The organism is Massilia sp. PAMC28688, from assembly GCF_019443445.1.
In the GTDB taxonomy this organism is placed as follows: Bacteria; Pseudomonadota; Gammaproteobacteria; order Burkholderiales; family Burkholderiaceae_D; genus Telluria_A.
The window spans coordinates 5,141,082-5,157,549 of sequence record NZ_CP080378.1 but is presented as its reverse complement, the minus strand read 5'-3'; the positions used below and the strand labels follow the sequence as shown (position 1 = coordinate 5,157,549).

Annotated in this window: 1 protein-coding gene; it reads left to right on the top strand. The window is 66.8% G+C overall.

What is annotated here, in order from left to right; genetic code table 11:
* Positions 1-5 precede the first annotated feature (5 nt).
* On the top strand, positions 6-16,466 hold the full coding sequence (locus KY495_RS22845; protein WP_219881559.1) for an SDR family NAD(P)-dependent oxidoreductase: 16,461 nt from the start codon (positions 6-8) through the stop codon (positions 16,464-16,466).
* Positions 16,467-16,468: the final 2 nt, after the last annotated feature.

Sequence of the window (16,468 nt, the reverse complement as noted above, 5' to 3'; positions counted from 1 at the left end):
TAAATATGGGACACGCGAATCACGAAGAACGTTTGCTCGAATGGGCGGAGACCTACCTCACCGCGCTGGTGGGGGAAACGATCGACGGCATGCCTGCCAGCTTCGACCGCCATACGCCGTTTGCCGAAACAGGGATCGACTCGTTCCGCGTGCTCAAGCTCATCAAGCGGCTGGAAGAAGACTTTGGCCGCCTGCCCAAGACGCTGCTGTTTGAAAACATCAACATCGCCGACCTGGCCGGCTATTTCGCCAGCAACCATGGCGAGCGCATCGCCGCCAGGCTTGGCGCCGCTGCGCCGTTGGCGCAAAGTGCCGAAGCAATGCCGTTTTCCGCTACGCAGGCAGCGGCACCGGTCAAGCCGGTGCAGCCGGTTGCCGCGGCGCCCGCAAAGCCAAAGGCGGTAAAGGCTGCGGCGCCCAGAACGCCTGCGCCAGCGCAGGTGCCGGCGCAGGCGGCGGCACAGGCGGAGGTCAAGCCAGCCGCCGCGCCGGTCCTGATGCTGGAGCGCGATGTCCATGCCCACCTGGAACTCGGTCCCCTGTTTGAGACCATTTTCGACCAGTACAAGAATGAAGCCGGCGCTTCGCGCGGCGCGCGCAGCATTGCACCCAACGTCTTTTTTGGCAGCGCACGCCGCGGATTTTTCAATTATGCGCGCTGCAAGAACATCATCGCAGCCTACGCCTTTACCGGTCCAGACGAGTACTTTGCCGAACTGGCGGAGGAACTGCTCGCCCATTGCAACGCCCACGGCCTGCAGCTCAATATCTTTTCTGACCGTGTGCTGGGCGCTGTTGGTGCCACGCGCTTTTCATCAACACCGTTCGGCGCCTTGCAGCGCGTGGTCAAGCTGGACCAGTTTTCGCTGGAAGGCGGGCCAATGCGCCGCCTGCGCTATCAGGTATCGAAGTTCCAGAAAGCCGGCGTGGCGCGCACGGTGGAGTATGTCCTGGGCCAGGACGCGGCCGTCGAGCAGGCCATCGCCAGTGTGATCGACGCCTGGTGTGCGGCCAAGCCCATGGTCAACCCCCTGATCCGTACCGTGCGCGACGAAATCCTGGGCCGCACCCTGCACCCGCGTCATCGCCTGTTCCTCACCTATCTCGACGATGTGCTGCAAAACGTCATCCTCATCTCGCCCCTTGGACCGCAGTATAACGGCTACCTGATGGACCTGGAGTTCTACGACGCGGACATGCCGCTGGGCGGGCTGGAATTTACGGCGGTGCAGATCATCGAACAGCTGGTGGCCGAAGGCCGCGCCATGCTGAGCATGGGCGGCACCTACGGCTGCCGTCTTGAAACCTGCGCCGACGCCGATCCTGGTATTGACGCGGTGCTCGATGAACTGCACCGCCAGGGCATCTTCAATGATGACGGCAACCTGCAATTCAAGAACAAGTTTCGCACCGAGAACCAGACCATCTACCTGTGCCGCGCTGCCGGAGCAGGAGAGCCTGGCAACATCATCGACATCATCATGATGATTGCCGATCCCGATGCCATGCAGACGCCGGACACCGAGCATCACACCAAGCCTGCAGCTGCACCGGCGGCGGCTCCGGCAGCGCCGCCGGCCGAGCGCTCGCGCGCCTGCAGCCAGCGCCTGACGCAGCTGGAGCAGGCGGGCTTCAACCCTGCCAACCTGGCGCCGGCGCAGGTCCAGATCGACCTGAAAACCGACTCCTGGGCACAATTGTCCAATCCCGTGATCGACGGGCAGATGAGCCACCTGCGCTCGCAGCTGCAAACGGCCGCGCCGGTCGACGCCTGCCTGCGCAGCATGTTCGGCTTTGCCCACTACGTGCTCACCACCTCGGGACGCAGCGCCGAGGAAGTGTTCTACAAGACTAAGGCCGGGCGCGGTGCCATTCTCGGCAATGTGCTGTTCCCTAGCGGCCTGTTTCACCAGATCGACAACGGTTTCGATGCGATAGAAATGCCGTGCGCCGCCGCCCTCGACCCGCACACCCCTGCACTGTACAAGGGTGACCTGGACTGGGATGGGGTAGCGGCCCGGGTGCAGGCCGATCCGGCATCGGTTGCCATGGTGTGCGTGGAACTGTCCAACAATGCGGCCGGCGGCGCACCGGTGGCCATGGCGCCGCTCAAGGCGCTCAAGGCGCTGCTCGCGCAGCACCGCATTGCGCTTGTCATTGACGCCACCCGCGTGCTGGAGAACGCCCAGTACATCATCGAACACGATTCCCGGTACGCCGGCGCGGCGATGATGACCGTGGCGCGCGAGATTGTATCGCTGGCCGATGTGATCACCTGCAGCCTGGCCAAGGATTTTGGCGTCAATACCGGCGGCATGATTGCCACCAATGACCCGGTGCTGTTCAAGCGCCTGGAACAGCAGGCCGCCGCCAGCGGCGCGGGCCTCGATGCCATCGGCCGCAAGCTGGTAGCCCTGGCCCTGCAGGACCAGCGCCGCATCGAGCGCCAGGTACTGCGGCGCATGGAATCGGTAAGGCTGATGTGGACCGCGTTCCACGAGCGCGGCATTGCCGTGGCCCAGCCGGCTGGTACCCATTGCGTGCTGTTCGATGTCAAGGCCCTGCCGCTGTTTGCGACGCTGCCGCACCCGGTGGCGTCGTTCGTCGCCTGGTTCTTCCTCCATACCGGCATCCGGGTGGGCGCCCACAGCGTGGGCATGCAGCACGGTGGGGCGCTGGACGGCATGGTGCGCATGGCAATCCCGGTCGGCATGACGGCCGTGCAGGTCGAGCAGGTGGTGCGCAGCGTGGTGGCCATGTTCGAGTGTGTCCAGGATATTCCTGAACTGCTGCACGCCGGTGGCGCCGCCGCTGCCCTGGGCAATGTGCATGCGCGCTTCGAGCTCGCTGCCATGCGCCAGTGCGCGCAGGCCCCGGCCACCTTGGCTGCACCCGTGCCGGTCGTGCCGCCCGAACCCGACAAGGAAGTGCAGGCACCGGCCCGCGCCGAGGCACCGGCCGCCGCCGAAACAGTGAGCCACACCGTACCCGTGGCGCCGCCTGCCGTGCGCGATATCGCCATTGTCGGCATGGCCGGGCGCTATCCGCACGCGGCCAACCTGGACCAGTTGTGGCGTAACCTGGCCGCCGGCGCCGACGCGGTGGAAGACATTCCCGCCGAGCGCCTGGCCATGCGCGGTCTGTTCGGCAAGGCCGAACGTTACCGCGGTGGCTTCATTGCCGACATCGACCGTTTCGATTCACTGTTCTTCAACATCTCCCCGCGCGACGCCGAGCTGATTGACCCGCAGGAACGCCACTTCCTGGAAGTGGCGTGGGAAGCGATGGAAGACGCGGGCTACAGCCCGGAGACGCTGGTGCGCGAGGATGCGCCGCGCAATATCGGCGTCTTCGTCGGCGCCGTGTGGGCCATGTACCAGATGGTGGGCCTGGAGCAGCGCCATGCCGGCAACCCGACCAGCCCCAATTCCTTCCTGTGGAGTATCGCCAATCACGTGTCGTACAGCCTCAATCTGACCGGGCCGAGCATGACGGTCGACACGGCTTGTTCATCGAGCCTGACGGCGCTGTACCTGGCCTGTGAATCGATCTACAAAGGTGAATGCGCCGCTGCCATCGTGGGTGGCGTCAACCTCGACCTCCATCAAGGCAAGCTCGATATCAACCTGTTCGGCGGCGCGCTGTCCGACGACGGGGTGTGCCGCACCTTCGGCAAAGGCGCCAACGGCTACGTCGCCGGAGAAGGCGTGGGCGCGATCATGGTCAAGCCCCTGGCTGATGCCGAACGCGATGGCGACGCCATCTACGGCGTGATCAAGGGCGTGGCCGTCAACCATGGCGGGCGTTCAAGCGGCTATGCTGTGCCAAGTCCCACTTCGCAGGCGGAAGTCATCATGGCGGCGCTGGAGCGCTCGGGCGTTGATGCCCGCACCGTGGGCTACATCGAGGCGCACGGCACCGGTACCGAACTGGGTGACCCGATCGAGATCCGGGGCTTGTCCAAGGCGTTTGAAAAGTATGGGGTGGACACGCAGAGCTGCGCGGTCGGCTCGGTCAAGACGAATATCGGCCACCTGGAAGCGGCCGCCGGTATCGTCGGCATTTCCAAGGTGCTGCTGCAGATGCGCCACGGCCAACTGGCTCCGTCGCTGCATTCGCAAGAACTCAATGAACACATTGATTTCGCCAGTTCCCCGTTCTACGTGGTGCAGAAGCTGGAGCCGTGGCTGCCCAAGCAGGTGGCCGGCAGCCCGGCGGTCCTGCGCGCCGGTGTCAGTTCGTTTGGCGCCGGCGGCTCCAACACCCACGTGATCCTGGAAAGCTATCCGGCACCGGTGGCCAGGGTGGACGAGCGCGCCGTGGAGCGTGTATTCCCGCTGTCGGCGCGCACCGAAGCGCAGCTGCGCGACGTGGCGCTGCGCCTGAAAGACTGGCTGGAGCAGGGCGGCGCCAGCCTGCCGGCGCTGGACAGCGTGGCGCGCACCCTGCAGGCCGGACGCCGCCATTTTGAATTCCGCAGCGCCGTGCTGGCCAGCACGCGCGAAGAGCTCATCGAACGGCTGGGGCAATTCATTGCCGGTTCGCGCAGCGAGCAGCTGCTGGTGGGCAGCGCGGCCAATGCCGCCACCATCAACAAGCTGCTCACACGCCGCGAGCAGGATGCATTTTCGACCATGCTGACCACGGGCGGCGACCTGCGCCGCCTGGCGCAGCTGTGGGTCGATGGCATGTTCACCGACTGGCGTTCTACCGCGGCTTATGAACCGGGCATGCGCGCCCATTTGCCCACCTATCCATTTGCCGACCGCCGCCACTGGGCTGGCCGTGGCGTCAAGCTGGCCCCGGCGCTGGCGGGTCCGCAGGCGGCCCTGCACCCGATGCTGGACGCGAACGAATCGACGTTCGAGCGCCAGGTTTTCAAGAAGCAGTTCCACAACCGCGACTTCTTTATCTACGACCACCTGGTGTCGCAGATCCCGACCCTGCCGGGCGTGGCCTACCTGGAGCTGGCACGCAAGGCCGGCGAGATGGCGGCCGGCCGTCCCGTGCGGCGCATCAAGAACATCCTGTGGCTTAGCCCCATCGTGGTGCACGGCGCCGACGCCCAGGAAGTGATGATTGAACTCAAACCCAAGGGCGATGTTGTCCACTTCGAGGTCTACAGCCTGGGAGAGGGCGACAAGCGCATGCTGCACGCCCAGGGCCAGCTGCTCTACACCGGTTCGCCCGATGCCGCTCAAGCCGACCAGATCGACCTGGCGGCCATCCAGGCACGCTGCGACAAGGTCATTGACGGCCGGGATGCGTATCCGCAGTTCCAGTCACTTGGCCTGGGCCTGGGGCCGAGCTTCCAGGTGCTGCGCGAGATTCACAAGAACAGTGGCGAGACGCTGGGCCGCCTGCGCCTGTCGGCAGAGCGCCAGCCGGATCTGCAGCAGCTGCTGCTGCATCCCGCGCTGGTGGACGGCTCGCTGCAAGTGGGCGCCGCCTCCAAGCTTGACGACGCGACCGCCCAGATGGCCGTGCCGTACTCGATTGGCGAAGTCGAAATCCTGCATCCGCTGCAGGCTGAATGCTGGAGCTATGTGCAGGTCGCCAATGACGCCAAGCATGCCGGTTCGCGCGTGTCGCGCGCCAACGTGCTGATTGTCGACGAGCAGGGCAAGGTGCTGGTGCGCCTGCGCGACACCGTGGGCGTACCGCTGACCGAGGTCCACAAGGATGCCGCCGCCGAACAGGCCGCGCCTGCACTGCGCTACAGCTGGCAATGGAATCGGTCACCACTGGACACGCCGGCGCAGTCACCCGACGGCATCATGCTGGTACTGGGTGCGCAGGCACCTTTGCTGGAGCAGCTGCGCGCCGCGTCCGGTGCGCCCGAGCGCGTCATCGACGTGCAGGCCGGGCCCCAGTTTGCCCAGTGCGGCAACGGCAGCTACGAAGTCGATGGCGCCGATGCCGCGGCCTTTACCCGCTTGCTGGACGCGGTCGAGGGCCACGGCCAGCGCGTCGCGCATATCCTGTTTGCCCCTGCGGCCACCGTTCAGGAAACGGGCCCGGAGCAGTCGCTGGATCAGGCGCTCGAGCACGGACCTTACCGCGCGCTGGCCCTGTGCCAGGCACTGGCAGGGCGCAAGCTGCAGGACAAGGTGCGCCTTACTTACCTGTTCGCCACGAGCGGCGAAGCGTCGCCCGCACACGAAGCCATGAACGGCTTTGCCGGGGCGCTGCGCCTGGAGCATCCGAAGGTGCTGTTCAAGTGCGTCGAGCTGCGGGATGCGGATGCCGCCGCGACAGCGGCCATAGCCCTGGCCGAGAGTACACCGGCTGCCGACACCACCCACGCTGTGCGCTACGACGGCGCACAGCGTTCGGTGCGCCGTCTGCAGGCATTGGCGCCAGCGGCCGCAGAGCAAACCGTGCTGCGCGAAGGTGGTGTGTACGTCATAACAGGTGGTGCCGGCGGCCTTGGCCTGCTGTTTGCCGAATACCTTGCGCGCCAGTACAAGGCGCGCCTGGTGCTTACCGGCCGTTCGGCGCTCGGCACGGCGCAGCAGGCGAGGCTGGACGCCATGGAAAAGCTGGGCGCGCAGGTGTGCCATGTGCGCGCCGACGTGGCCGACCGCGAACAGCTGGCGGCAGCGCTGGCCGAGGGGCGCGAGCGCTTTGGCGCCATCCATGGCGTGATTCACAGCGCCGGCGTGGTGCGCGACTCCTACATCCGCAACAAGACGCGCGCCGAGATGCAGGCCGTGCTGGCCCCCAAGGTCATGGGCAGCGAACATCTCGATGAACTCACACGCGGCGATGCGCTCGACTTCTTCGCCATGTTTTCGTCCATGTCCGCCATTGGCGGCAACATCGGCCAGTGCGACTACTGCTACGCCAACCACTACATGGATACCCTGGCCATCCGGCGCGAGGCGCAACGCGCTGCCGGCGAACGCCAGGGCAAGACGCTGAGCATCAACTGGGCCCTGTGGCAGGATGGCGGCATGAAGCTCGATGAGCAGTCCGAGCGCCTGTTCCGCAAAGCCACCGGGATCCGTCCGCTGGCAAGCGCGATGGGCATCGCCGCCTTTGTCGATGGCCTGGCGGCAGCCGAGCCGCAAATGGTGGTGGTGGACGGCGAGCGCGACATGCTGGAAACGGCATGGGGGCTGCGCAAGCCGGCCGCGCCAGCGGTGCCTGCCGCAGCTGCCGCCGCCCCGGCTGGCGCAGCGGGCAGCGACGCCATTGCGGCCATGTTGCGGCGCGAGCTCACCCAGATCGCCATGGACTTTCTCAAGCTGGAGGCAGAAGACATCCAGGGCGACAAGATCCTGCTCGACCTGGGCTTCGATTCGGTGGGCCTGGCCACGTTTGCCAACCTGGTCAACGAAAAGTTCGCCCTCGATATCACGCCGATCCTGTTCTTTGATTATCCCTCGATTGACGAAATCGCCAGGAACCTGGCCAGCGAGCGGGCCGACGACCTGCGCAGCTTTGTGCAAGGTGGTGCGGCGCCTGCTGCGGCCACTGCGGCCGCCCCGGTTGCCAGCGCCACCGCGGAGGCGCCGGCTGCGCCCATGTTCGCCGCCAAGAACTGGCAGCCGGACGCCGCGCCCGCGTCCAGCGGTCCGGCGGCACCGGTCTACAGCGAGCAGCGCTTTGCCCACCAGCCGATTGCCATCGTGGGCATGAGCGCGGTGATGCCGGAATCCGAGAACACGGAGGCGTTCTGGAACAACCTGCGCCAGGGTAAAAACATGGTGTCGCTCATTCCGGGCGATCGCTGGAGCTGGGAAGAGCATTTCGGCGACCCGCTCAAGGAGCAGGGCAAGACCAACTCCAAGTGGGGCGGCTTCATGAGCGATGTCGACAAGTTCGACCCGCTGTTCTTCGGCATTTCGCCGCGTGAAGCGCAAATGATGGACCCCCAGCAGCGCATCTTCCTGCAAAGCGTGTGGGAGGCCATCGAAGACGCCGGCCACAAGGTCTCCGACCTCGCCGGCACCAAGACCGGCCTGTTCGTGGGCGTGGCCACCAACGACTACGTCAACCTGGTCAACCGCCTGAATGTGCCCATCAATGCCTACACGGCGTCGGGCAATTCGCACTCGGTGCTGGCCAACCGCGTCTCGTTCCTGCTCAACCTGCGCGGCCCGAGCGCGCCGATCGACACCGCCTGTTCGAGCTCGCTCATCGCGCTGCACCGCGCGATCGAATCGATCCACACGGGCAGCAGCGACATGGCCATTGTGGGCGGCGTGCAGATCATGCTCACGCCGGCGGCACACGTGTCCTTCAGCATGGCCGGCATGCTCAGTGATGACGGCAAGTGCAAGACCTTTGACAAGCGTGCCAACGGCTACGTGCGCGGCGAAGGCACCGGCGCCATCCTGATCAAACCGCTGGACAAGGCGGAAGCGGACGGCGACCATATTTACGCCGTGGTGCGCGCCACGGCCGAGAACCACGGTGGCCGCGTCACCACCCTGACTGCCCCCAACGCGACCGCTCAGACGGCGCTGCTGGTGGAAGCCTACACCAAGGCGGCCATGGACCCGACCACGGTTGGCTACATTGAGTGCCACGGCACCGGCACCAGCCTGGGCGACCCGATCGAAGTGCAGGCCCTGGGCCGCGCGTTTGCCGAGTTGTACAAAAAGAATGGCAAGGATGCCGCCACCGAGCCGCACTGCGCCTTAAGTTCGGTCAAGACCAACATCGGCCACCTCGAGACGGCCGCCGGCATCGCCGGCATCGTCAAGGCGCTGCTGGCCATCAAACACAAGCAGATTCCCGCCAACGTCCACTTCGAGGAACTCAATCCCTACATCAGCCTGAAAGGCACGCCGTTCTACATTCCGCAGCAGACGCGCGACTGGGAAGCGCCGCGCGACAGTGCCGGCAACCCGCTGCCACGCCGCGCCGGCGTAAGCTCGTTCGGGTTTGGCGGCGCCAATGCGCACGTGGTGCTGGAAGAGTATGTGACCCCGGCGGCCAGTGCCGCCCAGGCGCTGCAGCCGCGCGTGTTCGTGGTCTCGGCCCGTAATATGGACCGGCTGCAGGCCTATGCCGCCCGTCTGCTGGCCTTTGTGGACAGCGGCGCGGCCGATCTGGAACGCCTGGCCTATACGCTGCAGGTGGGACGTGACGTGTTTGCCGTACGCCTGGCCTTTGTGGCGTCAGACCTGCCGACCCTGCGCACAAAGCTGGCTGCAGCTGCTGCCGGCAAGGCCGAGGCGGGCGTGTTCATTCACCACGTGCGTCCCGCCAAGGGGGGAGAAGCGGCCAGCGGCGCGGACGACGCTGCTCGTGACCTGGCAGCGCGCGGCGACCTCGAGGCGCTGGCCGAACTGTGGGCAGGCGGTGCGGACGTGGACTGGACGCTGCTGTATCCGAATGGCCTGCCGCGCCGCACGCCGATTCCAACCTATCCTTTCGCCCGCGAGCGCCACTGGCTGCCGCTGCCGGAAGCGGGCGCCGCTCCCGTGGCCGTCGAGGCAGGCGCGGTAGCATCCATGCTGCATCCGCTGGTGCAGGTCAATACCTCCAACCTGCAGGAACAGAAATTCATCAGCCGCTTCTCGGGCCGCGAGTTCTTCCTGTCAGACCACGTGGTGCAGTCGCAGCGCGTGCTGCCGGGCGTGGCCTACATGGAAATGGCGCGCGCCGCCGGCGAACTGGCGGCCGGCCAGCCGGTGCGCAGCATCCGCAGCCTGGTCTGGCTCAGCCCCCTGATCGTGGGCGAGGAGGGTGGCCAGGCCGAGATTGCGCTGGTGCCCAAGGGCGCTGAACTGGAATTCTCGGTGCGCAGTACCGTGGACGGACGCACGGTGACCCACTGCACCGGCCAGCTGGCGTTTGGCGCCGGCACTGCCGAGCAGGTAGACCTGGCTGCGCTGCGGGCGCGCTGCCCGGAGCAGGTCATGGACCGCGCGGCGCTGTACCGCTATTTCGAGAATAATGGCCTGAAGCTGGGCAAGACGTTCCAGATCGTCGAGCGCATCTGGTCCAATGCCGAGGAATCGCTGGCCCAGCTGGTGCTGCCGGAGCAGGGGCCCGCCGCCGGTGCATTCATGCTCAATCCTGCGCTGATGGATGGCGCGCTGCATACCGCCATTGGCCTGATGAAGAAAGGCGATATCGAGCCGCCCCTGTCGCTGCCGTTTGCGGTGGCGGAGGTGGAAATATTCGGCAACATGCGCGACGTGTGCTACAGCCACGCCACGTGGTCAGCGCAAGACCGCCAGGCTGACCCAAGCCACTGGAAGGTCAATTTCCTGTTCCTCGACCAGGATGGCAAGGTATTGGTACGGATCACCCAGTTTGCTTCGCGTCCCCTGCAGCGCGGCCAGGCCGTGGTGGCCGGTAACGGGCAGCAGGCAGAATTGCACCGTCTGCTGCCGGTGTGGCAGAGCATGGCCGCCGACAAGGGCGAGCGCAGCGCGCTGCCGCCCGCTACCCGGCTGCTGGTGGCCGGCGCCAGTGACGTCCAGCTCATGTGGCTGCGGGCCAGCTTCCCGCAGTCGCAGGCGCTCGATCTCGGCGCCGCACCGGAAGCCCTGGCTGCGCAGCTGCGTGACGCCGCTTTTGACCAATTGGTGTGGATGGCGCCCGACGCTGGTGGCGACATGCCGCACGATCTGATCGCCGCCCAGGAACAGGGCGTGATCGCGGTGTTCAACCTGACCAAGGCCCTGCTGGGCGCCGGCTTCGCCGCCCGCGACCTGCAATGGACCATGATCACGGCGCGCACCCGCACCGTGCATCCGGACGATGACACGGCGCCGGCCAACGCTTCGGTATTTGGCTACTTTGGCTGCCTGGCGCGCGAGTACCCGCACTGGCAGCTGCGACTGCTGGACGTGGACACGCTGGACGCGCTTGACGCAGCTGCCTGCCTGGAGCAGCTGGCCGGCAGCAACGGCAAGGCGCTGGCCTGGCGCCGTGGCGAATGGTTTGTGCAGGAGCTGGCACTGGCCGAGAATCTGCCGGTGGCCACCCCGGCCTATCGCCAGGGCGGCACCTACGTGGTCATTGGCGGCGCCGGCGGCATTGGCGAAGCATGGAGCCGCCACATGATCGAGACCTACCAGGCCAACATCGTCTGGATCGGGCGCCGTGCCTGCGATGCGCAGATCCAGGCCAGGATCGACGCACTGGCAGCAATCGGCAACGCGCCGCTGTATGTGTCTGCCGACGCCACCGACGCCCAGGCCCTGGCCCGCGCGCGCGACACGATTTTGCAGCGCTACTCCGCCATCCATGGCGTGGTGCATTCGGCCCTGGTGCTGCGCGACCAGAGCGTGGCGCTGATGGATGTGCAGTCCCTGCGCGCGAGCCTGGCGGCCAAGGTCGATACCAGTGTCCATGCCGACGCCGTATTCGGCGCCATGGACCTGGACTTCATGCTGTATTTCTCGTCCATCCTCACCTTCAACAGCTCGCCCGGCCAGTCCAATTACGCCGCCGGCTGCGCCTTCCAGGATGCATTCGGCCGCTACCTGAGCCGCCAGCGTCCCTATCCGGTAAAGACCATGCACTGGGGTTACTGGGGCAACGTGGGCGTGGTGGCCGACAAGTCGTACCTGGAAACGATGGCCCAGATGGGCATCGGTTCCATCGAACCGGACGAAGCGATGCAGGAACTGGCCATGCTGGTGGCGTCGCCGCTGGAGCAGATGGCACTGCTCAAGACCGTCGGCACCCGGGCCCTGGCCACCGTGGCCACGCTCGACAGGGTCCGCTGGCAGACGCCCCGCGCGGCGCCGGTAGCCGAAATCGCTGTCGCACCGGCCGACCCGGCCCTGCTGGCCCAGCTCGAAGGCGAGCTGCCGTCGGCCGAGCAGGTGACGCTGGTGGATGAGATCCTGGCAGCGACCCTGCGCGATGGCGGCCACCTGGCAGGCGGCGCCCCGGCATTGTCGCGCCACCACGCGCTCTGGCGCGAAGGCAGCGTGCGCTATCTGCAAAAGGGCGGCTGGCTCGACGCCGCCGCTGCGCCGGTCAGGCCGATTGGCCAGCTGGACGCGCTGTGGCAGCAATGGTCGGCGCTGCGCACCGGCTGGATCAGCGCGCGCCCGCACCACGAAGCGCAGACGGTGCTCATTGAAAGCTGCCTGCGCGCGCTGCCGGAGATCCTGGCCGGTCAGCGCCTGGCGACCGAGGTCCTGTTCCCGCGCGCTTCCATGCACCTGGTGGAAGGCGTCTACAAGGGCAACCCGCTGGCCGACCATTTCAACAGTGTGCTCGGCAGCACGCTGGCGGCCTGCATCGAGCAGGGCCTGCGCCAGGACCCGGCGCGCAAATTCCGCATCCTGGAGATCGGCGCCGGTACCGGCGGCACCACCGCCACGCTGCTGCCGGTCCTGGCACGGTTTGGCGACGCCCTGGCCGAGTACTGCTACACCGACGTCTCCAAAGCCTTCCTGATGCACGCGGCCAAGCATCACCAGCCCCATTGCGCGGCCATGACCACGGCCATCTTTGACGTCTGCAAGCCGCTGGCAGGACAGGCCATCACGCCCGGCGTTTATGACATCGTGGTCGCGGCCAATGTGCTGCACGCCACGCCCAGCATGCGCGCCACGCTGCGCAACGCCAAGGCGGCGCTCACGCATCACGGCGTATTGCTACTCAATGAAATCAGTACCTGGTCGATGTTCAGCCACCTGACTTTTGGCCTGCTCGAAGGCTGGTGGGCGGTGCAGGACAACGCCCTGCGCCTGCCGGACAGTCCAGGCCTGGCACCTGCGACGTGGGCCCGCCTGCTGGGCGAGGAGGGCTTTGACAGCGTGTCCTTCCCGGCGCTCCATGCGCATGCGTTCGGTCAGCAGATCATCGCGGCCGGCAGTGACGGCGTGGTCCGCCAGGGCCGTCCTTTGCAGGCGTCCGCAGGCAAGGCCGCACCGAAGCCTGCCCAGGAAGCGCCGCGCGCCGCAGTTCAGGCAGCACCGCCAGAGCATGCCCAGGCACAGGCCATCACACCACCGCAGGCACCGCAGCGTGCCGCACCAAGGGAGGTAAAACCGCATATGGGACGTGATCACATCAGGACCCTGGTTGCCCAGAAGCTGTCGGAAGCGCTGCAGCTCGACCTGTCGCGAATCGGGCGCGATGAACCGTTTGCCGAGTATGGTGTCGATTCGATCGTGGGCGTGAACCTGGTGCGCACCATCAGCGAGTCGCTGCACATCAGCCTGGAGACCACCAGCCTGTTCGAGTACAGCACCGTCAACGACCTTGGTGACTATATTCACGCTACCTGGGGCGAGCAGCTGAACCAGGCCGACACGCCTGCCGTGGCCGCGGCGCCCGTTGCATCTGTTTTACCTGTTTCACCTGTTCCACCGGTTGCGCCTGTCCTTGCCGCCCCTCCGGCGCTGGCCAGCCGCTTTGGCGCCGCGCCAGTGGCCGACAGCGCAGCCCCGGTGGCGGCGGCGCGCGGGATCGAAAACGAGCCGATTGCGATCATCGGCATGAGCGGGCGCTTTGCGCAGTCCGACACGCTCGACCAATTCTGGTGCAACCTGCGCGACGGCGCAGAACTGATCCAGGAGGTGACGCGCTGGAAGCCCGAGGACAGCATCGTGGGACCGGCCGCCGAGGGCACATACTGCCGCCACGGCAGCTTCATCGACTCGATCGACCGCTTTGACGCCGGCTTCTTCCGCATTCCCGCGCTGGAAGCGGCGCACATGGATCCGCAGCAGCGCCTGTTCCTGGAAGAGGCATGGAAGGCGCTGGAAGACGCCGGCTATGGCAGCAAGAGCGGCCGTGAAAAGCGGTGCGGCGTGTATGTGGGCTGCGGCAGCTCCAAGTACGATGCCCTGATCGGCAGCGATACCCCGGCCCACGCCTTCTGGGGCAATGCGGAATCGGTGATCCCGGCCCGCATCGCCTACTACCTTGACCTGCAAGGCCCCGCCATTGCCGTCAATACCGCATGTTCCAGCTCGCTCGTGACGATCCATCTGGCCTGCCAGAGCCTGCGCTCGGGCGAGACCGAGATGGCGCTGGCCGGCGGCGTCTTCCTGGAGCCTACCGCGGGCTTTCACCAGGTGGCCAACCGGGCCGGCATGCTGTCGCCCACCGGCCGCCTGGCTGCCTTTGAAGCGCGCGCCAACGGCTTTGTGCCGGGCGAGGGCGTGGGCGCCGTGGTGCTCAAGCGCCTGTCCGACGCGCTGCGCGACGGTGACCATATCCACGGCGTGATCCGCGCCAGCGGCGTCAATCAGGATGGCAGCTCCAACGGCATCATCGCCCCCAATGCGGCGGCGCAGGAAAGGCTGGAGTGCGAAGTCTACGAGCGCTTTGGGATTGACCCGGAATCGATCCAGTTTGTCGAAGCGCACGGCACCGGCACCCTGATGGGCGACTCGATCGAATTCGGGGCGCTCACCCGGGCCTTCCGCAAGTTCACGCCCAAGACGCAGTTCTGCGCGATCGGCACGGTCAAGGCCAATATCGGCCATGCGGCCACCGCTGCCGGCGTTGCGGGCGTACTCAAGCTGCTGGTGTCGCTCAAGCACCGCCAGCTCCCGCCGAGCAAGCACTTCGATACCCCGAGCCCGGCCATCGACATGGCGGGCAGTCCGTTCTACGTCAACCGCGACCTGCAGGCCTGGGAGCCGGGGCCAGGGAGTGTGCGCCGCGCGGCCATCAGTTCGTTCGGCTTCAGTGGCACCAATGCCCACCTCATCATCGAGGAGGCGCCCGCAGCACCGCGCGCTGCCGCCGCTGCCGCCCCGGGCTACCTGGTGGTGCTGTCGGCCCGCGCCCCCGAGCAGGTGCAGGAACAGGTGCGCCAGCTGCACGCCTACCTGCAGTGCGCACCGGACGTGGCCATGCAGGACCTGAGCTACACGCTGCTGGTGGGCCGCACCCATCACCCGGTGCGCCTGGCCTGTGTGGCAGCGAACGCGGCGCAGCTGGCACAAATGTTGGCCACGTGGCTGGCGCAGGGCGCCGCTGAAGGTGTATTTGTGACGGCGCCGGGCGAGGAAGCTGCGCGCGAACGCCATGCGCTGAAAAAGTACGGCGCCTTCTGCATCAGCCAGTTCGCCACTGCGCACGCCGAGGAAGCTTTGGATTACCTGGCCACGCTGGCAGACCTCTTCGCCCAGGGCTATGCGCTCGATTACGCCGCGCTGATCGCGCCGGGCACCGCCTGCCGGATCGCTTTGCCGACCTACCCGTTTGCCCGCGAGCGCCACTGGTTCGAGGCACGCCAGCAGCGCGCCGCATTGCTGCACCCGCTGCTGCACGAGAATACGTCAACCTTGGGCAAGGTCTCCTTCCGCTCCAGTTTTGACGGCAGCGAATTCTTCCTGGCCGGCCAGGAAGGTGCCTCCACATGGCTGCTGCCGGCCGGGGTCCAGCTCGACATGGTGCAGGCTGCCGTGGCGCGGGCCATGGGCGGGACGGCGCCGGATGCGCTGGAACTGCAGCAGGTGCAGTGGCGCGCCCCGGCCGTGCTGGCCGGCGGCGCAGCGGTCGCGGTGGAACTGGTGGCACTGGCTGACGGTGCGCTCGGGTTCACCGTGGCCGACGCCGACGCGCCGGACCTTGTCTACTGCCAGGGCCGGGCGCTGCATGCCAGGTCTATCCAGGCTGCCGCCGCGCACGACATCGCGCGCCTGCAAAACCAGATGCATGGGGGACTGGCGGACGGCGACAGTGTCTACATGGCGCTGGCCGCCCGTGGCCTGCCTAAGAAAGAACAGGAACGCGCCGTCATCTCGGTGCTGCGCGGTGAAGGCGAACTGCTGGCCCACCTGCGCATCCCGGCCGTGTTTGCCGCTGACGCGCACCAGTACGGCCTGCATCCGGCGCTGTCGGAAGCTGTCTTTGGCGTGGCGCTGGGCCTGCTGCCGGGCGCCGCCGCACAAGGCCTGCAGGCGCCGGCCGCGCTGGACGGGCTGCGGCATGAAAAGCCCTGCAGCAGCGAGATGTTCGCGTGGATTCGCCATGCCGGTGGCGCGCGGCTGGACCTGGACCTGATCGATGCTGACGGTACCGTGTGCGCCGCCATGCGCGGCCTGACCCTGGCACCGGCCTCGCCCGCGCAGGCCGGTGCGCCTGCTGCCGCGGCGCCGACTGTGCACCGCGGATCGGCCCCTGCCTCGCCGGAGGAGAAGATCGAGCACTTCCTGCGCGCTGCCGCCTCACAGGAGCTGCGCGTGGCAGCGGCGGCGGTCGATCCCGAGCTCAGTTTCTTTGAACTGGGCTTCACCTCGCTCGGCGTGGCAAGCCTGATCCGCCAGGTCAACGGGGCGCTGGCGGCCGACCTTCCGCCTAGCATGGTGTTCGAATATCCGACCATCCGCATCCTGGCCGCACGCCTGGCCCAGACCCATGGCGCGGAAATCGCGGGCATGGAAGCGGTAGCCGTGCCGGCGCCCTTGGCGGCACCTGCGGCGGCGCACGTCAACGGCGCGGACAGTGCCATTTTTGAGCAGCTGGCGCTCAACGCCAATGACGGCGACCTGGCCGGCTACGAAAAGCTGTCGTTCTGATT